The 17,078-nt window shown below is 66.9% G+C and carries 22 protein-coding genes and 1 tRNA gene; 22 read left to right on the top strand and 1 reads right to left on the bottom strand.

The genetic code is table 11. From position 1 onward, the window contains the following. Window positions 1–20 precede the first annotated feature (20 nt). From LRX76_RS01970 to LRX76_RS01880, 20 genes are all read left to right on the top strand, one after another. Window positions 21–608 (top strand): RNA polymerase sigma factor, encoded by a 588-nt coding sequence (locus LRX76_RS01970; protein ID WP_231801301.1) that lies wholly within the window; start codon window positions 21–23, stop codon window positions 606–608. After that, entirely contained in the window at window positions 592–1,632 is a 1,041-nt protein-coding gene (locus tag LRX76_RS01965) for a FecR domain-containing protein (RefSeq protein WP_231801299.1), read from the top strand. Before LRX76_RS01970 ends, LRX76_RS01965 begins: the two co-directional genes overlap by 17 nt. 8 nt (window positions 1,633–1,640) lie before the next feature. After that, window positions 1,641–3,464, top strand: coding sequence for an amidohydrolase family protein (locus tag LRX76_RS01960; protein ID WP_231801295.1), 1,824 nt, complete (start codon window positions 1,641–1,643; stop codon window positions 3,462–3,464). Further along, a complete protein-coding gene (locus tag LRX76_RS01955) occupies window positions 3,464–4,966 on the top strand; it encodes an amidohydrolase (protein ID WP_269450677.1) in 1,503 nt (500 codons plus the stop codon). The genes LRX76_RS01960 and LRX76_RS01955 overlap by 1 nt, the downstream gene beginning before the upstream one ends. Before the next feature lie 167 nt (window positions 4,967–5,133). Further along, window positions 5,134–5,316: a DUF3606 domain-containing protein gene (locus tag LRX76_RS01950; protein ID WP_331716748.1), complete on the top strand. Its 183-nt coding sequence runs from the start codon at window positions 5,134–5,136 to the stop codon at window positions 5,314–5,316. A 49-nt stretch (window positions 5,317–5,365) separates the two neighbouring features. Further along, window positions 5,366–5,902, top strand: a complete 537-nt coding sequence (locus LRX76_RS01945; RefSeq protein WP_231801291.1) for an isochorismatase family cysteine hydrolase — start codon at window positions 5,366–5,368, stop codon at window positions 5,900–5,902. Window positions 5,903–6,302: 400 nt separating this feature from the next. Further along, window positions 6,303–7,628, top strand: coding sequence for an integrase family protein (locus tag LRX76_RS01940; protein WP_231801289.1), 1,326 nt, complete (start codon window positions 6,303–6,305; stop codon window positions 7,626–7,628). A 75-nt stretch (window positions 7,629–7,703) separates the two neighbouring features. After that, entirely contained in the window at window positions 7,704–8,024 is a 321-nt protein-coding gene (locus tag LRX76_RS01935; RefSeq protein ID WP_231801287.1) for a hypothetical protein, read from the top strand. Window positions 8,025–8,026: 2 nt separating this feature from the next. Continuing rightward, window positions 8,027–8,344 (top strand): hypothetical protein, encoded by a 318-nt coding sequence (locus tag LRX76_RS01930; RefSeq protein ID WP_231801285.1) that lies wholly within the window; start codon window positions 8,027–8,029, stop codon window positions 8,342–8,344. Window positions 8,345–8,346: 2 nt separating this feature from the next. Next, window positions 8,347–8,577 (top strand): hypothetical protein, encoded by a 231-nt coding sequence (locus LRX76_RS01925; RefSeq protein WP_231801283.1) that lies wholly within the window; start codon window positions 8,347–8,349, stop codon window positions 8,575–8,577. Between the two features lie 2 nt (window positions 8,578–8,579). After that, window positions 8,580–9,050 carry a hypothetical protein gene (locus tag LRX76_RS01920; RefSeq protein ID WP_231801282.1) on the top strand — a complete coding sequence of 157 codons (471 nt, stop codon included), beginning with the start codon at window positions 8,580–8,582 and terminating at the stop codon, window positions 9,048–9,050. A 52-nt stretch (window positions 9,051–9,102) separates the two neighbouring features. Then, complete coding sequence (locus tag LRX76_RS18860; protein WP_343237800.1) at window positions 9,103–9,306, top strand: helix-turn-helix domain-containing protein; 204 nt, start codon at window positions 9,103–9,105, stop codon at window positions 9,304–9,306. Then, complete coding sequence (locus LRX76_RS01915; protein WP_231801281.1) at window positions 9,303–9,560, top strand: hypothetical protein; 258 nt, start codon at window positions 9,303–9,305, stop codon at window positions 9,558–9,560. Before LRX76_RS18860 ends, LRX76_RS01915 begins: the two co-directional genes overlap by 4 nt. 128 nt (window positions 9,561–9,688) lie before the next feature. Then, window positions 9,689–9,835 (top strand): hypothetical protein, encoded by a 147-nt coding sequence (locus LRX76_RS01910; RefSeq protein WP_231801279.1) that lies wholly within the window; start codon window positions 9,689–9,691, stop codon window positions 9,833–9,835. Beyond that, window positions 9,832–11,001, top strand: a complete 1,170-nt coding sequence (locus LRX76_RS01905; RefSeq protein ID WP_231801277.1) for an AAA family ATPase — start codon at window positions 9,832–9,834, stop codon at window positions 10,999–11,001. The genes LRX76_RS01910 and LRX76_RS01905 overlap by 4 nt, the downstream gene beginning before the upstream one ends. 181 nt (window positions 11,002–11,182) lie before the next feature. Beyond that, window positions 11,183–11,365, top strand: a complete 183-nt coding sequence (locus LRX76_RS01900; RefSeq protein ID WP_231801275.1) for a hypothetical protein — start codon at window positions 11,183–11,185, stop codon at window positions 11,363–11,365. Next, entirely contained in the window at window positions 11,362–11,631 is a 270-nt protein-coding gene (locus tag LRX76_RS01895) for a hypothetical protein (RefSeq protein ID WP_231801273.1), read from the top strand. Before LRX76_RS01900 ends, LRX76_RS01895 begins: the two co-directional genes overlap by 4 nt. Continuing rightward, entirely contained in the window at window positions 11,628–11,870 is a 243-nt protein-coding gene (locus LRX76_RS01890; RefSeq protein WP_231801271.1) for a DNA gyrase inhibitor YacG, read from the top strand. The genes LRX76_RS01895 and LRX76_RS01890 overlap by 4 nt, the downstream gene beginning before the upstream one ends. An 88-nt stretch (window positions 11,871–11,958) precedes the next feature. Further along, a complete protein-coding gene (locus tag LRX76_RS01885; protein ID WP_231801269.1) occupies window positions 11,959–13,278 on the top strand; it encodes a phage major capsid protein in 1,320 nt (439 codons plus the stop codon). 419 nt (window positions 13,279–13,697) lie between these two features. Next, on the top strand, window positions 13,698–15,773 hold the full coding sequence (locus LRX76_RS01880) for a hypothetical protein (RefSeq protein ID WP_231801267.1): 2,076 nt from the start codon (window positions 13,698–13,700) through the stop codon (window positions 15,771–15,773). A gap of 93 nt (window positions 15,774–15,866) precedes the next feature. Here the strand turns inward: LRX76_RS01880 and LRX76_RS01875 are convergent. Beyond that, window positions 15,867–15,942 (bottom strand) — tRNA-Phe (locus tag LRX76_RS01875). A 280-nt stretch (window positions 15,943–16,222) separates the two neighbouring features. Here LRX76_RS01875 and LRX76_RS01870 point away from each other — a divergent pair. Both LRX76_RS01870 and LRX76_RS01865 read left to right on the top strand, forming a co-directional pair. Beyond that, window positions 16,223–16,435 (top strand): hypothetical protein, encoded by a 213-nt coding sequence (locus LRX76_RS01870; RefSeq protein ID WP_231801265.1) that lies wholly within the window; start codon window positions 16,223–16,225, stop codon window positions 16,433–16,435. Window positions 16,436–16,534: 99 nt separating this feature from the next. Next, the gene (locus LRX76_RS01865) at window positions 16,535–17,074 is read left to right on the top strand and encodes a lipocalin family protein (RefSeq protein ID WP_231801262.1); all 540 of its coding nucleotides are present in this window, start codon (window positions 16,535–16,537) and stop codon (window positions 17,072–17,074) included. Window positions 17,075–17,078: the final 4 nt, after the last annotated feature.

Here is a 17,078-nt window from a genome sequence, read left to right as displayed (position 1 = left end):
CATGGCCGGGAGGGGCCGGCATGAGCGCGGCGTTGCCGTCGGGCCGCGCCGCCTGGCTGGCCGAGCACGTGCTGCCGTTCGAGCCGGAGCTGCGGTACTGGCTGGCGCGGCGGGTGCCGCTGCGGCAGGACGTGGAGGACGTGGTGCAGGAGACCTACGCGATCCTGGCCGGCCTGCCCGACGTCTCGCACGTGCGCCAGCCGCGCGCCTACCTGTACACGGTGGCGCAGTCGGTGGTGCTGCAGCAGCTGCGGCGCGCGCAGGTGGTCTCGATCGAGGCGATGGGCGACATCGAGCAGCTGCAACTGCCTGGCGAGGATGCCTCGCCGGAGCGTCAGGCCTCGTCGCGGCAGGAACTGCGGCGGGTTTGGGAGCTGATCGGGCAACTGCCGGACAAATGCCGGCAGGCATTCCTGCTGCGGCGGGTGGAAGGCTGCTCGCAGCGGGAGATCGCCGAGCGCATGCGCATCAGCGAGAACACGGTAGAGAAACATATCTGCAAGGGCATCAGGTTATTGATGGACGCGATGAAGACGGATGCCGCAATGGACGACATGCAGGCGGGCGCACGGGCGCCGAGGGACGGACGACATGCAGGCAGGCGATAACAACGGCATCGACAGCCGCGCCGCGCAGTGGACCGCGCGCGAGGACCGGGCGCCGCTGTCGGCGGCGGAACTGGCCGAGCGCGACGCCTGGCTGGGCGCCGACCCGCGCCATTTCGGCGCCTATGCGCGCGCCCACGCGGTGTTCGCGCGGACCGGTCGCGCCCGCGCGCTGGCGCCCGCTGCCGGTACCGCCGCGGCGCCGGTGCCGCGGCGTGCGGCGCGGCGGGTGCTGGGCTGGGGCATGGGGCTGGCGGCGGTGCTGTCGCTGGCGGCGCTGGGCCTGCAGCGGCTGGCCGACGACACGCGCGACTACGGCACCGGCCGCGGCGAGGTGCTGCGGGTGGCGCTGGAGGACGGCTCGGCCGTGACCCTGGATTCGGACACCCTGGTGCGGGTGAAGTACGGCCGCGACCGCCGCGACGTCTCGCTGCTGCGCGGCGAGGCGCTGTTCGACGTGGCCAAGGATCGCCAGCGCCCGTTCGTCGTGCGCGCGGCCGACACCTCCGTCACCGCGGTCGGCACCAGTTTCGCGGTGAGCCTGCTGCAGCGCCGCCACAGCGGCGTGGAGGTACTGGTGCGCGAAGGCACGGTGGACGTGGCCGACACCGGCGGCGGCGTCGCGCCGGCACGGCTGATGGCCAACTACCGCGCGCTCTCCGACCGTGGCCGCGGCATCCGCGTCGAACCGGTGCAACAGGCCGACGTGCACCAGGCGCTGGCCTGGCGCGAGGGCATGCTCGCGTTCAACGGCGACACCCTGTCGGTGGCCGCGGCGCAGTTCCTGCGCTACAGCGACGTGCGCATCGTCATCGACGATCCGCGCATCGGGGGCCGCCGCATCGTCGGCCTATACTCGGCCACCGACCCGGCCGGTTTCGCCCGCAGCGTGGCCGTGAGCCTGGGGCTGGTGGTCGAGCGGCAGGGCAACGTCATCCGCCTGCTGGAACCGCCGCAGGCGGCCTCGCCCACCCGCGCCTCGGACCATGCGGCCGAGCCCGCCGCTGCCCCCCATTCCCTGCAGTAGGAGATCCGATGAACGAGCTGCCGTCCCTGTCCACGCCGCGCGTGCGCCTGCTGCGCCGGCTGTGGCCGTGCCTGTTGCTGGCGCTGCTGCTGCACGTCGCCGTCGCTAGCGCCGCGCCGCTGCTGATCCGCGGTGCGACCGTGTTCGACGGCACCGGGCGGGCGCCCTATGCCGCCGATGTGCTGGTCGACGACGCCGGCCGCATCGCCAAGGTCGCACCGGGCCTGCCGCGCGAGAAGGGCGTGCAGGTGGTCGATGCGCGCGGGCTGGCGCTGCTGCCCGGCCTGTTCGACCTGCACACCCACTGGACGCCCAACTTCAAGCCGTCGGCGCTGCCGCAGATCGCCAATGCCTACCTGGCCCATGGCGTGACCACGGTGAACGATTTCCACCAGGCGCCGGAGGCCTATGCACCGCGGCGCGCCTGGCTGCAGACGATCGATGCGCCCAGCGTGCGCTTCACCGCGCGCATCAGCACGCCGCTGGGCCACGGTGCCGACTGGGCCGACGAGGCCACCACGCGCTGGGTCAACTCGCCGGAGGCCGCGCGTGTCGCGGTGCGCGAGGTGGCGGCCTACCGTCCCGACCTGATCAAGGTGTTCAACGACGGCTGGCGCTACAACAACGCCCCGGACAACAGCAGCATGGACGAGCCGACGCTGACCGCGCTGGTGGACGAGGCGCACCGGAACGGCCTGCGCGTGTATACCCATACCGTCACCCTGGCGCGGGGCAAGCAGGCCGCGCGCGCCGGCGTGGACGTGATCGCCCACAGCATGCTCGACGCCCGCGCCGACGACGAGCTGGTCGCGCTGATGCGCCAGCACGGCACCTACTACGCGCCGACACTGGCGGTTTACGAGCCGCTCAAGCCCGGGCAGAAGCCGCCGGCCGATGCCGACGACCCGGTGCTGCGCCAGCGCCGGGCCAACTTCGCCAACGCCCTGGCCAACGTCGCCGCGCTGCATCGCGGCGGCGTGCCGGTCGCGCTCGGTACCGACGCCGGCATGCCCGGCACCCCGCACGGCGAGGCCACGCTGCACGAGCTGGAACTGCTGGTGCGCGCCGGCCTCACCCCGGCCGAGGCGCTGCAGGCGGGCACCGCGACCAGCGCCCGCGCGGCGGGACTGGACGATCGCGGCACGCTCGAGCCGGGCAAGCGCGCCGACCTGCTGCTGGTCTCCGGCCGGCCCTGGCAGGACATCGGCGACATCCGCAACGTCCGCCGCGTGTTCGTGGCCGGCAAGCAGATGTACGGCCCCGGCACGCGGGTGCCGCCGGGCAATCGCGAGACCTCGCTGCCGCCGCAGGCAGTGGCGGCGCTGGTCGACGATTTCGAACGCGGCGATGGCCGCACCGCCCTCGATACCCTGCGGACCGACGAGGCCGACGGCGGCAACGACCGTACCGTGCAGGTCACCGAGGTCGTCGACCGCGAGGGCGGCGGACGCGCGCTGTCGATGCAGGCGCGGCTGTCGTACAAGCCCGATGCCTATGCCGGGGTGGTGCTGCCGCTGACGCGCGGATCGGTGGCGCCGGCGGACCTGCGCGGCTATCGCGGCGTGCGCTTCGACGTGCGCGGCGACGTCTCGCGGCTGCGGGTCGAGTTCCGCGGCCTGGACAACCGCCGCTGGAGCACCGAGGTGGCCTCCGGCCCGGCGTGGCGCACGATCGAGATCCCGTTCGCGCAGCTGCAGGGGCAGCCGCCGTACCGGCAGCAGGGACCGGGCCCCGCCTGGCGCGGCGACGACGTGCTGCAGGCGCTGTTCGTCGCCCAGGGCGAGGCCGGCGACAAGGTCTGGTTCGAACTCGACGACGTGCGGTTCTACTGATGGCGGCCGCACGGGTGCACCGGGGCGGCGGTATCGGTCCGCGCATCGGGCTGCTGGCCGTCTGCGCCGCATGGCTGGCCGCGCCGGCGGCGTTCGCGGCCGAGCCTGCCGCCGCGCCCGCCCGCGACCGGCAGGTGCTGGCGGCGGTGGACGCCTATGCCGGCCAGCAGGCGCGGATCGTGCAGGCGCTGTGGGCGCAGCCCGAGCTGGGCTACCTGGAGACGCAGTCGTCGCACCTGCTGCAGCAGCGCCTGCGCGAGGCCGGCTTCCAGGTGCAGGCCGGCGTTGCCGGCATCCCGACCGCCTTCGTCGCGCGCGCCGGCCAGCGCGGCAAGGGCCCGGTGATCGCGCTGCTGGCGGAGATGGACGCGCTGCCGGGCATGGCGCAGGCGGCGCAGCCCGAGCGCATGCCGATCGCCGGCCAGGACGCCGGCCAGGCCTGCGGGCACAACCTGTTCGCCGCCGCCGCGGTGGGCGCGGCGCAGGCCATCGCCACCTGGCTGCGCCAGAGCGGCAGCGACGGCGAGATCCGCGTCTACGGCACGCCGGCGGAGGAGGGCGGCTCGGGCAAGGTCTACATGACCCGCGCCGGCCTGTTCGACGACGTCGATGTGGTCCTGCACTGGCACCCGGCCGACGCCAACTCTGCCGCGCAGGGCACCAGCCTTGCCAACATCAGCGGCAAGTTCCGCTTCCACGGCCGCGCCGCGCATGCGGCGATCTCGCCCGAACGCGGCCGCTCCGCGCTCGACGGCGTGGAAGCGCTGGACTACATGGCCAACATGATGCGCGAGCACGTGCCCGACGGCACCCGCATCCACTACGCCATCACCGACGGCGGCCGCGCCCCCAACGTGGTGCCCGATCGCGCCGAGGTCTACTACTACGTGCGCCACACCGACCCGGCGGTGGTGCGCGACGTGTTCGAGCGCATCGGCAAGGCGGCCGAGGGCGCCGCCCTGGGCACCGGCACGCGCGTGGAGTTCGAGCAGACCGGCGGCGTGTTCGCGCTGCTGCCCAACGACACCCTGGGACGGGTGGTGGATGCCGCGCTGCGCGAGGTCGGCGGGGTGGCCTACTCGCCGGCCGAGCAGGCGTTCGCCGAGCGCCTGCAGCAGAGCCTGGAGCGGCGGCCGCCATTGCAGCAGGCCGCCGCCATCGAGCCGTATGGCGTCGATGGCCGGGGCGGGGCATCGACCGATGTCGGCGACGTCAGCTGGAACGTGCCGACCGCGGGATTCAGCGTCGCCACCTGGGTCCCGGGCACGCCGGCGCACAGCTGGCAGGCGGTGGCCGCCTCCGGGGCCGCGGTCGGCGAGAACGGCGCGTTGAACGCGGCGCGCGTGCTGGCCCTGGCCGCGACCGCGCTGTATCGCTCTCCGCAGACCGTGGCGCAGGCGCGGCAGGAGTTCGAGCGCCGCCGCGGGCCGGACTTCCGCTACCGCCCGTTGCTGGAACGCGATACGCCGCCGCTGGACTACCGGCGCGTAGAGGAGCGTTGAGCCGCATTGCCGCAGGCCGGTTCAGGCCCCGCGCCTGACGGCCGCGAGATCCCGGCCGCCGCGTGGGCCGGGATCGCCGAGGGGAGGGCGCCCGAGGTCTTTCACGTCTGCGCAACCCGGGCGTAGGGAGCATGGGGACCGATCCAGATGCCGAGCAGGAGAGCAGCATGGGCGAAACCCCGCAACAACGCCGTCCCGCCGATACGGAGAAGATCTCGCTGACCGAGGAATGGGAGCTGAAGTGGTGGGCGAAGGAACTCGGCGCCTCGCCGGAGAACCTCAAGGCCGCGGTCGAGGCGGTGGGCAATGCCACCACCCAGGTCCGCCAGTACCTCAATCCGAATCCCTGATGGCGGCCCTGGCGAACGATGATGCAGTGATCCCGCCATCGCTGCCGCCATGACCACGCGCACGGCCCTGCTGGTCGTGGACATGATCGGCCGTTTCGATTTCGAGGAGGGGCCGGCGCTGCGCCGGCGGGCGTTGCCGATGGCACGCCGGCTGGCGAGGGCCGTCGCCGACCACCGCCGCCGCGGCCAGCCGGTGATCTACGCCAACGACAATTTCCAGGACTGGCAGATGGATTTCCGCCAGCTGCTGGAGCAGTGCCTGCGCCCCGGCTCGGCGGGCGCGGCGATCGCGGCGCTGCTCAAGCCCGAGCGCGGCGACTACTTCGTACTCAAGCCCAAGCATTCGGCATTCCTGGCCAGCCCGTTGCCGGTGCTGCTGGACAAGCTGAAGGTGCGGACCCTGGTCGTGGCCGGCGTGGCCACCGACTCCTGCGTGCTGGCCACGGCGCTGGACGCCAACATGCGCGAGTTCGAGGTGCACGTGCCCAGCGACTGCACCGCGGCGGCCACGCTCGATCGCCACCGCCGTGCCCTGGCGCTGCTGCGCGCGTCCTCGGCGGCGAGGACCGACCCGCTCCTCGCCTGATCCCGGGCGATCGCGAGGCCGGGCGGAATGATTCACGGGCAATCGAAGCATACCGGCGTGGTCCATCCTGGGCACGGCCGCTGGCCTTGCCCGGGTCACGGGATTTCCGGCGCCGATCCGCCGTCTCCGGATCCAACGCGGACGCGCCCAACGAAAAAGGGCCTGCATCGCTGTAAGCCCTATGGATTCAATGGTGGCCGGGGACGGAATCGAACCGCCTACACGGGGATTTTCAATCCCTGAAATGAAGTTTTGGGAAGGCCCGGAAAAACTGGTTGTCCGGTAAAGAAAACCCAGTAACGGCGCGGTTTTTGTTGACTATAAGGGGACATAGGGGTACATAGGCGGTACACGGCTACTGCATGAGTTGCCGGACAACTGCCGGACAAAAATAGCCTCTATGGCCAAGCTCCATTTCACCGATGCCGCCATCCGTGCCTTGCCTCCGTCGGCCGGTGCCAACCGCATCGACTACGCCGAGAACGATGTCCGCGGCTTCGCCATCCAGACGACCTACACCGGCGCCAAGCGCTTCCTGCTGGTCTACGTGGCCAAGGCCACCGGCCGGGAGCGCCGCCTGGTGCTGGGCGAGTTCGGTCCAGCCCCGAAGCTGTCGGTCAGTGCGGCCCGTAAGCTGGCAGCCGAGAAGCGGGCGATGGTCGATCTTGGCCGCGACCCCTGGCTGGAAGCAAAGGAGACACGTGCCAAGGCCGAGGAGCAGGCCGAACGACAGGCCGCAAGCTTCGGCAACCTCCTGGGCGCCTACGTCGAGTACCTGAAGGCTGGAGGCAAGGCCAGTTGGCGAGACGTGGAGCGGGCGATCGAGCGGCACATCACCCCTAGGAAGAAGCTGGCCGGAAAGCCGGCCGAAGGGATCTCCGTGGACGACGTGATGCCGGTCTTCCACGCGCTCGCGAAGGAAGGGAAGCTGCGCGAAGCCGAGAAGCTAAGGGCCTACGTGCGCGCCGCATACACCGCCGCTCGCAAAGCAAGAAACGACGCGACGTTGTACGCCTTCTCCGGCTTCAGAATCCACGCCAATCCGCTGCTGGACTTGGACGTCAGCCGGCCCAAGGACGCGGTGGAGAAGGCCGCCGCGGCTGCCAAGGAACGCAAGTGGGCATTGTCCGAGGCACAGCTGCAGGCGTACTGGCGCAGGATCGCTGCGGACGAGACCACCACCGGGGCGCTGCTGCGCCTGCATCTGCTCACCGGTGGCCAGCGTGTCGAGCAACTGGCACGCGCCACGACATCCGACTACGACCGGGACGCCAAGACCCTCACCCTGCGCGATACGAAAGGCCGCCGGGCTGTTGCCCACGAGCACATCGTCCCCCTATTGCCCGACGCCCAGAAGGCGCTGGCGGCGCTCCAGGGCGATGCAGGGGCCTTCCTGGTCAGCCTGGACGGTGGCGCCGCGCCCGTGAGCTACCACAAGGCATGGGAGGCCTTGCAAGCCGTCTCGCGCCAGATGAGGAAGGCCGGCGAGGTGGATCGGCTGTTCACCCCGGGCACCATCCGCAAGACCGTGGAAACGCGCCTGGCGGCGAAGGGAGTATCCGACGAGGTGCTGGCCCGGCTGCTATCGCATGGCCTCGGCGGGCTACAGGCGCGGCATTACAACGCCCATCGCTACGACGAGGAGAAGCGCGCCGCGTTGAAGAAGCTGCGCGCGCTGTGCGAGCAGCCCAAGGGCAAAGTGATCCCGTTCAAGAAATCCGGCTGATGCCGGTATCAAACGGCGCGGCCGAGTGCAGCAACACTCGGCCACGCCTTCCACAACCGAAAGGAGACTTCGACCATGGCAAGTGAAAGTGTATCAACCAGGCCCAACACCGAATCCGGAAGCCCGCACGATCTGTGGCTGATGCAAGAGATGCTTACCGTTGGCCTTACTCGAGATAGCAAAGGCTTCCCACCGGAAGCCGATCATTGCGTCGAAATTAATCGCATGATCCAAGGTCTTGCCCGCGCCGCGAGATCCGTCGTCTATCAGGCAGGAACGGACACGACGCAGGACGCCCAATTCGCCATGCAGCCGATTGACGAGATCGCAGCCGCGATCATTCTGTTGTCGCAGCTATCCGAGGCTGTTCGTATAGAAGCATCGAAGGGGAACTGACCATGACGACCGATATGACGATGCCCGCGAGTGGCAATGCCTTCGTACAGCAAAAGGGTGATTCGCACTCTCCCGTGATCCAACCTGGTGAATGGGTTGAGATCGACCCGGACGTGACAATGTTCAATGGCTCAGGAGTCTACCTGACAGACTGGAAGCACTTTGAGCCCAGGCCGAACTACCCGCGGCGATGCCCGCAACTGCGCCGTCTTGCTTACATCGATGGAGAGCTTCATTCCGTGCCATACAATCCCGTCATTCCATCTTTCAAGGTCAATGTCGATGACCTGCTGATTGGCGGAAAAGCTGTGGGGTACTGACCATGACACTTTCAAAGATGGAAATGGCCGCGCTTGCCTCGGAACTGACAGCTGTCATCGATTCAATGCCACCACAGCCGGTGGAACTCGTGCTGGCGACAGGCCAAATTTTTTCTGTGGAAGCGCTGAACTTGGCTCGCATTTACGACAATGCCACCAACGGTCAGAGAGATGCACTGAACCAGATTGCAAGTGCGTTCCAGGTTGTTCGGAACCACCGAGAAGGAAGCTGATAGTGGCTGCCAAGAAGCCCACGAAGAAAGCCCCCGCTGAGGCGGGGGTCATGCGAGTTTCGCTACGAGATCACCTTCCTCGCATGCGGTCGCGTCTTGAGCTATTACCAGCTATTCCAGAACGCCAGCGCGCCATCGATCTTGTGGACTTCATCGAGTCACACTGGGAGCAGTACGGGAATATGGACCAGCGCAAGACCCAGATCTTGGGTTGTGCGCTTTTTGTGGGTGAAGTAGAGCATCTGGTGAGGATCGATGCACTCCTGGCCGCCGATCACGACCGACGGCAGAGGCAGGCGGCGGGCGGGAAAAACAAGAGCGTTCCCATGTGGCATTCACGATGCGTAAGCATGGCCAGATCGTATCTGGCCACCGGTACTGAGCGGCACGAACTCGCAGGAAAGCTCAGCCGTAACTTCCATCGCGATCCCAAGACAATCCGAGCAGTCTTGAAAAAAGCGGGCATCAGGTAGTTGACTTCCGGATGTGGATTGAACCTGCAGGCACCCCATCAATGAGGTGCCTATGCAAGGCCAAACGCTGTTATCTGCTCGGCTCACCACTGCGGAGCTGGCGTCCGAACTGAATCGGTCCCCCGAGACCGTCACCCGCTGGCGCCGACTGCGCATCGGGCCGCCATACCTTCGCATCCAAGGTCGCGTTCTCTACGACCGCGCCACCGTCGAGAAGTGGTTGCAGGACCAGAGCGTCCAGGTAGGTGCCGAATGAGCCAGGCGCCAGATGCTCAAGCTGCGTTTGCGGCCAAGGTCCAGGAACTTGCACAGGACATCGCCGATCCGCGGCGCGCCACGACGTTGAAAGCGATGGCGGCCACACCGGCGGGCCGGGAGGAGCTGCAGCATCGCCTGGCCGAGTTTCGCCGCTGGAACGCGGATGCCGCGCTTGTGGCCCGCAGCAGCGCCAAGGTTATAGCCGCCTTCGAGAAGGCCCTGCGTGGGCGCCGCTGGGGGATCCGTGCATGATGGCCCAGACACAACGAAGCCCGGCTGACGGGCCGGGCTCCAACAGCGCTTGGGGAAGCGGACTGCCAAGGAATCCTAGCGAGGTTGCGGCGCGACTGCAACGCCGGCTATCGGCATTCTCGTTGGCGATGAACGTCGTATGCCGGGAAGTGGAAGCCGTGCAGCGGATGGTTTCCACGCTGTCAGCCGGCTTCGACCTTTCGGATGACGATCGCCATGAACTCGACCGGATTGCCTTGCGGCTGTTTGATGCAGCAGAGGTGCTCGGCGCATGAGCGAGGCCGAAGAGGCCGCCGTAGCGTCGCGGCTTGGCGTCGTAGACCTGGCAGGCTTCATGCAGGCCAGCCCGTCGTCGATCGGCTACGCACTACACCCCATCGTGCCGCGCGCGGTGGTCACGCTGCTGGCCGGCCACGGCGGTGCCGGCAAGAGTAGCTGTGCCCTCATCCTCGCCGCCCACGGCGCCTGCGGCGAGTCCTGGCTGGGCATCCACCCCGATGGCCAGGTCCGCACCGTGTTCCTGTCTCTGGAAGACCCTGGCGACCTGGTGCGCTACCGACTCCGGCGCATCGTCGAAGCCTACCGTCTCACTCCCGCCATGATCGAGGCGAACTTGAAGATCCTCGACGGCACCGGCGGCGATGCCTCGCTGGTGGTCGAGACGAACGACTACGGTGTTCGGCACTTATCGGCCACGCCCCTCCTGGCCGAGCTGGAGGCCGCCTGCGCCAATGCTGACCTGATCATCGTGGACAACGCTAGCGACGCCTACAGCGGCAACGAGAATGAGCGGCGCAGCGTCCGTACCTTCCTGCGCCACCTGACCGACATCGCGCGCAGGAATGAGGCCGGAATGGTCCTGCTGGCCCACATCGACAAGCAGGCCGCGCGCACCGGCAGCAACGGCAACACCTACAGCGGCTCCACCGCCTGGCACAACTCCGCTCGCAGCCGCTTGGCGCTGCTGGTGCAGGAGGACGGTGGTGTCGAGCTGGTCCACGAAAAGAACAACCTGGGCAAGTGTGCCGATCCCATCCACCTGCAGTGGAACGAGCAGGGTGTGCTGGTGCCGGCCAGCAGACTCGAATATGAGCAAGCTGCATCCGACGACTGCGAAGCCGCGCTCCTGGTGCTGCTGGAGGCTCGGGAAGTTGAAGTCAAGGTCAAGACCAGCACGGTCGGATCCGTTACTGCTTGGCACTCGGTCCAACACCTCGCCGTGGCCGCAGAGGCGTTCCCCAGAGACAAGGGAGGCAACCGCCGCTTCCATACCGCCTTGGCCTCGCTGGCCAAGGATGGGCTGATCGTCAAAGAGACCTATCGGGACCAGAACAGAAATCAGCGAGAGGCGTGGCATTTGACGCAGACGGGCGTTAACCGCGCTCAGGAAGTGCGCTGCGCTGTCCCCCCATACCCCCCAGCGCATTCAACGCGCGGCTGATGCCGCGTTGAATATGCATTGGCTAATTCGACGCACATTCAACGCATTCAACGAAGCACTGGGTAGAGGTCGGGAGGGAAAGTTCAATCGAACCGACCCCGGACACCGGCCGCCTAACCTTTTTTTTGCATCGTCAATTCGGAAATTCCAATTTTGTGAGAAGCCAATGACCAATCAAACCTTGAAGATCGCGCTGACCAAGCGCGCGCTGGCAAAGCAATTGATGCGTGCTGGTACACCGAAACGCGAAGCCGAGCAGGTGGCCGCACGTCTGCCGCAGAAAAACCGCTGGAAGAAGTTGCCGCTGCATGTCCGCGCGGAGATTGCTTGGAAAGCTGTGACCATCCCGGAGGCATCGCGATGACCAACACGACTGAACGCATCGACCGTGTCGCGCGCGCCTTCAACGCCGCTGCGGCTGACCTGGCCGAGGCCATGCTGGCCGAGCTGCAGGCGGCTGATCCTGTTCTGGCCGCAAAGGTCGCGCAGGCGCTGGAGCAAGGCGAGCGCATGCTGGTGGCTTGGGAGATCAACCCGGCAGCACCGGCGATCTGGTGGTCCACGATCGACGACTACCAACACCTGAAGCGGATCATGACGCTCCCGGGCGCGGTGCCGGTGAAGCATTGAGCAACGCGGCGCGCCAGCTGGAGCTTGGTCAGGCCTCGCCACGCTGCGAGGTCTGCGGCGTCCCGGTCTCGATCAAGCCCACGGGGCGTCCGCGGCAGTACTGCAGCAATCGGTGCCGGCAGAAGGCAGCCAGGTCGCGGCACATCATCCAGATCCTGGTGAGCATCGAGCGCATGAAGGCCGATCTGGGAATCGAGATAGCGATCGACTGGTCGGACGAAGACCATCGCGTGGCGTAACGAAACGCCTGGAATCGCGTAACGAAAGCATTCCAAGAATTCCTGTGTCGCGGTCAACTGTGTCGGCACCACGACATGGGCTTCGAACATGGCCGAAGAGAGTTTCACCGATCAGCACATACGCCGAGGGCTTGAAGCGCACGGCGTCAACAATCAGCAAATCAATATGGTCCTGGCTGCGCATGCGCGCCTTCGTGCTCAGGACGAGAATGGGAGAACACCACGCATGAGTCAGGACATCCAGAGCATCAACGCCAGCCTCCAGGAGGTTGGCAAGAACATCAAGGCCTACAAGGAAAGCACCGAGGCACAGGTGGGTGAATTCTCTGCTCGCCTTGGCACCGTAGAGCAGATGGTCGCCAAGATCGAGCAGGAGGGGCCGCGTGGCGCCGGCGGTGGTTTCGGTGGCCCGAGCATCGGCGCTTCCGCGCTCGAGCGGATCCACGACGACGGTGGTTTCCAGGCTGCCTCCGAGCAGGCCGCACGCGGCATGAAGGTCAGCCGCTTCGATGCCCGGGTGAACGTCGATGGTTCTATCCGCGCTGCACTGACCAACACCGGCCGCGGCGGTTCCGGCGATACCGCATATCCGACCTGGAGCGAGCGCCGTCCGGACATCTACGGCCCGGTGATCCCGGCCCCGCGCCTGCTGGACGTTCTCCCCAGTCGCCCGACCAGCTCGGACAAGGTGGAGTTCATCCAGTTGGCGGTGACCGGCGATGCCGCTGAGCAGGAGACCGAGGGCGACCTGAAAGCCGAGCTGGACTTCGATGGAGAGAAGCTGGAGGCCGAGATCGTCACCATCGCCGGCTGGACGGCGGCCTCCAAGCAGGTACTGGCCGATGCCGCCGGCTTGCAGGCTGCCATCGACAGGACGATCCGCCTGAAGGTGCTGAGCCGGCTGGAGAACCGCCTCATCAACGGCACTGGCGGCAGCGGCAAGATCAACGGCCTGCTGAATCAGGCAACCACCTTCCTGCCCACCATCGGCACCAGCGCCGCGGACATCATCGGCGAAGGCCTGATGCGGTTGCAGAACAGCGGCTACGCGCCGAACCTGGTGGTGCTCAACCCGCTGGACTTCTTCAGCGACATCCAGATCGTGAAGAACCCGACCACCGGCGAGTACATGTTCGGCGATCCCGCCAGCCCGCAGGGGCCGAACCTGTGGAACACCACGATCGTCCGCACGCCGGCGATGCCGCAGGGGCAGGGCCTGGTACTGGACACTGCGGTGACCACGGTGCTGGACCGCGAGCAGATGAGCATCGCGCTGAGCAACAGCCATGCGGACTTCTTCATCCGCAACCTGATCGCCATCCTGGGTGAACTGCGTGCCGGCCTGGAGGTGCTCGATCCCGGTGCGATCTACAAGTTCGAGCTGCCGGCTCCTGCCAGCGGTCCTTGATTCGGTGTAGTAGCTGGCTGCGGTGCACCGAAGGACCTCCTTTACATCCGCACCAGTCTGGACAAGCCGCGAGTGTCCAGGTGAGGAAACAACGACGGCCGCCGGGGCGTGCAACCTGGCCAAGGGGTCTAGATCGCTTGGGCAGCTTGAGATGGGGTTCGCAGCATGAAGGGGTATGCGAAATCTTCAAACCGCTTCGAGCCCGGACACCGGCCGCCCCCTCACGCAGAGATTTTTTCCCAGTTGGAAAAATTCAAATTGGCGGAGAAATCGACAGGAAACACCTGTTTTTCAGCTGTGATCAGACGATTTGATTTGCTGAAAAAGCGGCCCTGGATGGGATTTATGGACAGAAATCGAAATTTCGCCGGCGGCCTCCGTCGGCCATAGGAGACACCATGGCTACAGCCGGATCGATCGTGATCGACCTGCTCCTCCGCACGGGGAGTTTCCAGACCGACACCGCGCGCGCCGAGAAGTCGATGCGCTCGATGAAGCTCACGGCGCAGGACGTGGGTAAGGCCGTCGGCAACGCACTGGCCATCGTGGGATCGGCGGCGGCGGCCGGTGGCGCTGCAGTGGCCGCCATGACGGCTGAGGTGATGCGCAGCACCCAGGAGCTGGATCGCTTGGCCCAACTGGCGAACACCAGCTTCACCGCCTTCCAGGGATGGGCGGCCGGCGCGCAGTCGGTGGGTGTGGCCCATGACAAGCTGGCCGACGTGCTGAAGGACGTGCAGGACAAAGTCGGCGACTTCCTCCAGACCGGAGGCGGCCCTCTGAAGGACTTCTTCGACAACATCGCGCCGAGAGTAGGCCTGACGGCCGACCAGCTTAAGCGCATGTCCGGTGCCGATGCACTGGGAGCCTATTTCAACGCGCTGGAGAAGGCCAATCTGTCGCAGAGCGAGATGGTCTTCTACATGGAGGCCATCGCCTCCGACTCGTCGCGCTTGATCCCGCTGCTCAAGAACGGCAGCGCCGGATTCCGGGAGTGGGCGGACGAGGCCCAGCGCATGGGAGCGATCATCGACGACGACACGGCGACAGCTATCCGCAGCCTGCAGCGGGACACGACGAAGCTGGATCTGCTGTTCGACGGATTGAAGGTCCAGATTGCTAAGGGGGTGGTGCCGGCGCTGGATGAGCTGACCAGCCTGCTGAAGGACGACCAGAATCTGAAGGCGCTACAGGACACCGCTGATGGCATTGCAGCGATCGCGCGCGCGGCGCTCGAGGCCACTAGCGCCATCGCCCAGTTGACCGGCAAGTACACGGGCTGGCTGCGGAGCAAGGGCTTCGTGCCCGTAGACCAAGATGATTCAATCGCCGATCTGACGGCGCGCCGGGACGCGCTGCAGCAGATGGCCGATCGCTGGACTGGCGTACTGGGCGGCGAGGAAACACGGCAGAAGGTCTTGGACGAGGTGGACAAGATCAACGGTTGGTTGAAAGCCGCTCCGTTCCGCACCAGCGTCAAGGTCAACCTGATCGAGAATGGCGAGGCCCTGCCGGACTCTGTGCTGGCGCCGCGCGCCTATGAGGCGGCTGCGAAGGCCACGAAACCAAGCAAAGCGCCCAGGGAAAAGGAGGTGGACCTGGAGAGGCTGCGGGATCAGATCCTGGCAACGGATGACCTCGACCGCGCAATGATCGCAGCGGACGCGACCGCGCTGCAGTGGGGCGACCGCATCGACGACATGGTGGCGCAGATGTCTGGGCCGGCAGCAGTCGCACTGCTGGATTACACCCGCGGCGTTCAGGAGGCGAATGCCGCGCTCAGGACAGGCGTCATCTCGCAGGAGGACCACAACCGCTACGTGGCTGCGATGTCCGAGCAGTATGCGAAGGCATCCGAAGCTGCGGAGAAGGCCGGGGGAGCGATGTCCACCTATGCCGACCAGGCAGCGCGGAACATGCAGGACTCGTTCGCCGATTTCTTGTTCCGCCCATTCGATGAAGGCCTGTCGGGACTGATCAAGAACTTCGCAGAGACGCTTGAGAAGATGGCGGCGCAAGCTGCATCGGCCAAGGTGTTTCAGATGATCGGAAGCTGGGCGAGCAGCTACACCGGAGCTGGTTCTGGCTGGATCAACGCGATCGGCAGCTTGATCGGCGGCAAGCGCGCAGCGGGCGGCCCCGTATGGGGGGGGGGCATGTTCGAGGTGGGCGAGGGAGGCCGCCCTGAGCTGCTCAAGGACGCCAGCGGGAAGACCTACCTGATCCCCGGCAACAACGGCCGGGTCAGCCCCGTGACCTCCGGAGTATCCGCTGGCGACATCGCGGGCAACGCAAGCATCGGTGGGGATACCTTCCAACTGCAGTTCAACGTCAACGGAAGCATGACGGACCGTGAGCGGGCGATGATGGAGCAGGCGACGAAGCGGGCGATCGTCCAGGCCAAGCGCGAGATCGCCACGGAGCTGGCGACCGGCCGCGGCAACGTGTCGAAGGGCTTGTCTGCTGGCTGGACTACCAAGCGGCAGGTGGCGTGATGGTTATCTTCGGATGACCGGCTCACGCCGGACAACTGTCGGACAAAGAAAAAGGCGCCGCGAGGCGCCTTCGTCGTAACTGCTTGAAATATATGGTGGCCGGGGACGGAATCGAACCGCCGACACGGGGATTTTCAATCCCCTGCTCTACCAACTGAGCTACCCGGCCACTGCGCAACTCGGTGTGACCGGTGCGAGGACGCGCATGATAACGATGCCTCCGGATTTGGGCAAGCGTTTGCCGCCGCCGATCAGTCGGAGGACCGCAGGCAGGTGCCGTCGCGTCGGTGGGCGCGGACGCATCGGTAGGATTTTTCCTACAAGGGGATGGCGGGCACCCCGACTGCGCTGCGGCGCTCGGCGATGCACCATCGCCCTCAGCTTGCGCACAGGCCCGCCGGCCGGCCCGCGACGCGGATAGGGAGAGAGCGGGAAACACGGAGACCACCATGGAACGGTTGCTCATCCACATCGAACGTACCGTCAGCGGCTGGCAGGTGAACGAGTCCGGCCGCACCCGCTACTCGTCCTTCGTCAGGGAGCAGGCGCTCGAGGCCGCCGACAGCATCGCGCTGGGCCGCCACTTCAGCACCGGCACCCCCGTCGCGGTGGTCATGGACGTGGGCGCGCGCGAGTCGGTGCTGCTGTTCCAGCACGGCTGACCGGTTCCCGCGCAAGGCTGCCGGGCGCGGAACCTTCACGCCGGGCGCCCGCACGTTGCATAAGCTTGCCGCAGCTTTTCTGCCGCGGGAGTGGCGACGATGCGTCATCTGCAACTGGCCTTGCTGTGCCTGATCTTCCTTGCCGCCGCTCCGGCCCGCGCGGCCACCGATGTCGTTTCCGTGCCGGAGCTGGACATCGGGCGCTATGCCGGGCAGTGGCACGAGATCGCGCGCCTGCCGATGTCGTTCCAGAACAAGTGCGTCGGCGACGTCACCGCGTCCTATACCCTGCGCAGCGACGGCCTGGTGGGCGTGCACAACGCCTGCCGCGTGGCCGGCGGCGGCATCGAGTCGGCCGAGGGCAGGGCGCGGCGCATCCCGGGCAAGCCGGGCCAGCTGGAGGTGAGCTTCGTCCCGCAGTGGCTGACATGGCTGCCCCTGGTCTGGGCCGACTACTGGGTCATCGCGCTGGACCCGGACTACCAGTGGGCGGTGGTTGGGGACCCGAAGCGCAAGTACCTGTGGATCCTCTCGCGCTCGCCCTCCATGGACCGCGCGCTGTTCGGGCAGCTCAGGCAGCGGGCCGAGGCGATGGGCTACGATCTCGACGCGCTGATCGTGTCCGCTCCGGTGCAGTAGCCGC

It is taken from the genome of Stenotrophomonas sp. MMGLT7 (assembly GCF_021168555.1).
In the GTDB taxonomy this organism is placed as follows: Bacteria; Pseudomonadota; Gammaproteobacteria; order Xanthomonadales; family Xanthomonadaceae; genus MMGLT7.
The sequence above is the reverse complement of the archived record's forward strand: the minus strand, read 5'-3'. Positions and strand labels throughout refer to the sequence as shown.

What these genes read in the sequence shown, in the direction of transcription:
- LRX76_RS01925 (WP_231801283.1), top strand. Translation starts at nt 8,347, where the DNA reads ATGACACTTTCAAAGATGGAAATGGCCGCGCTTGCCTCGGAACTGACA.
- LRX76_RS01895 (WP_231801273.1), top strand. Translation starts at nt 11,362, where the DNA reads ATGACCAACACGACTGAACGCATCGACCGTGTCGCGCGCGCCTTCAAC.
- LRX76_RS01930 (WP_231801285.1), top strand. Translation starts at nt 8,027, where the DNA reads ATGACGACCGATATGACGATGCCCGCGAGTGGCAATGCCTTCGTACAG.
- LRX76_RS01950 (WP_331716748.1), top strand. Translation starts at nt 5,134, where the DNA reads ATGGGCGAAACCCCGCAACAACGCCGTCCCGCCGATACGGAGAAGATC.
- LRX76_RS01940 (WP_231801289.1), top strand. Translation starts at nt 6,303, where the DNA reads ATGGCCAAGCTCCATTTCACCGATGCCGCCATCCGTGCCTTGCCTCCG.
- LRX76_RS01955 (WP_269450677.1), top strand. Translation starts at nt 3,464, where the DNA reads ATGGCGGCCGCACGGGTGCACCGGGGCGGCGGTATCGGTCCGCGCATC.
- LRX76_RS01965 (WP_231801299.1), top strand. Translation starts at nt 592, where the DNA reads ATGCAGGCAGGCGATAACAACGGCATCGACAGCCGCGCCGCGCAGTGG.
- LRX76_RS01905 (WP_231801277.1), top strand. Translation starts at nt 9,832, where the DNA reads ATGAGCGAGGCCGAAGAGGCCGCCGTAGCGTCGCGGCTTGGCGTCGTA.
- LRX76_RS01870 (WP_231801265.1), top strand. Translation starts at nt 16,223, where the DNA reads ATGGAACGGTTGCTCATCCACATCGAACGTACCGTCAGCGGCTGGCAG.
- LRX76_RS01910 (WP_231801279.1), top strand. Translation starts at nt 9,689, where the DNA reads ATGAACGTCGTATGCCGGGAAGTGGAAGCCGTGCAGCGGATGGTTTCC.
- LRX76_RS01960 (WP_231801295.1), top strand. Translation starts at nt 1,641, where the DNA reads ATGAACGAGCTGCCGTCCCTGTCCACGCCGCGCGTGCGCCTGCTGCGC.
- LRX76_RS01945 (WP_231801291.1), top strand. Translation starts at nt 5,366, where the DNA reads ATGACCACGCGCACGGCCCTGCTGGTCGTGGACATGATCGGCCGTTTC.
- LRX76_RS01865 (WP_231801262.1), top strand. Translation starts at nt 16,535, where the DNA reads ATGCGTCATCTGCAACTGGCCTTGCTGTGCCTGATCTTCCTTGCCGCC.
- LRX76_RS01970 (WP_231801301.1), top strand. Translation starts at nt 21, where the DNA reads ATGAGCGCGGCGTTGCCGTCGGGCCGCGCCGCCTGGCTGGCCGAGCAC.
- LRX76_RS18860 (WP_343237800.1), top strand. Translation starts at nt 9,103, where the DNA reads ATGCAAGGCCAAACGCTGTTATCTGCTCGGCTCACCACTGCGGAGCTG.
- LRX76_RS01885 (WP_231801269.1), top strand. Translation starts at nt 11,959, where the DNA reads ATGGCCGAAGAGAGTTTCACCGATCAGCACATACGCCGAGGGCTTGAA.
- LRX76_RS01935 (WP_231801287.1), top strand. Translation starts at nt 7,704, where the DNA reads ATGGCAAGTGAAAGTGTATCAACCAGGCCCAACACCGAATCCGGAAGC.
- LRX76_RS01915 (WP_231801281.1), top strand. Translation starts at nt 9,303, where the DNA reads ATGAGCCAGGCGCCAGATGCTCAAGCTGCGTTTGCGGCCAAGGTCCAG.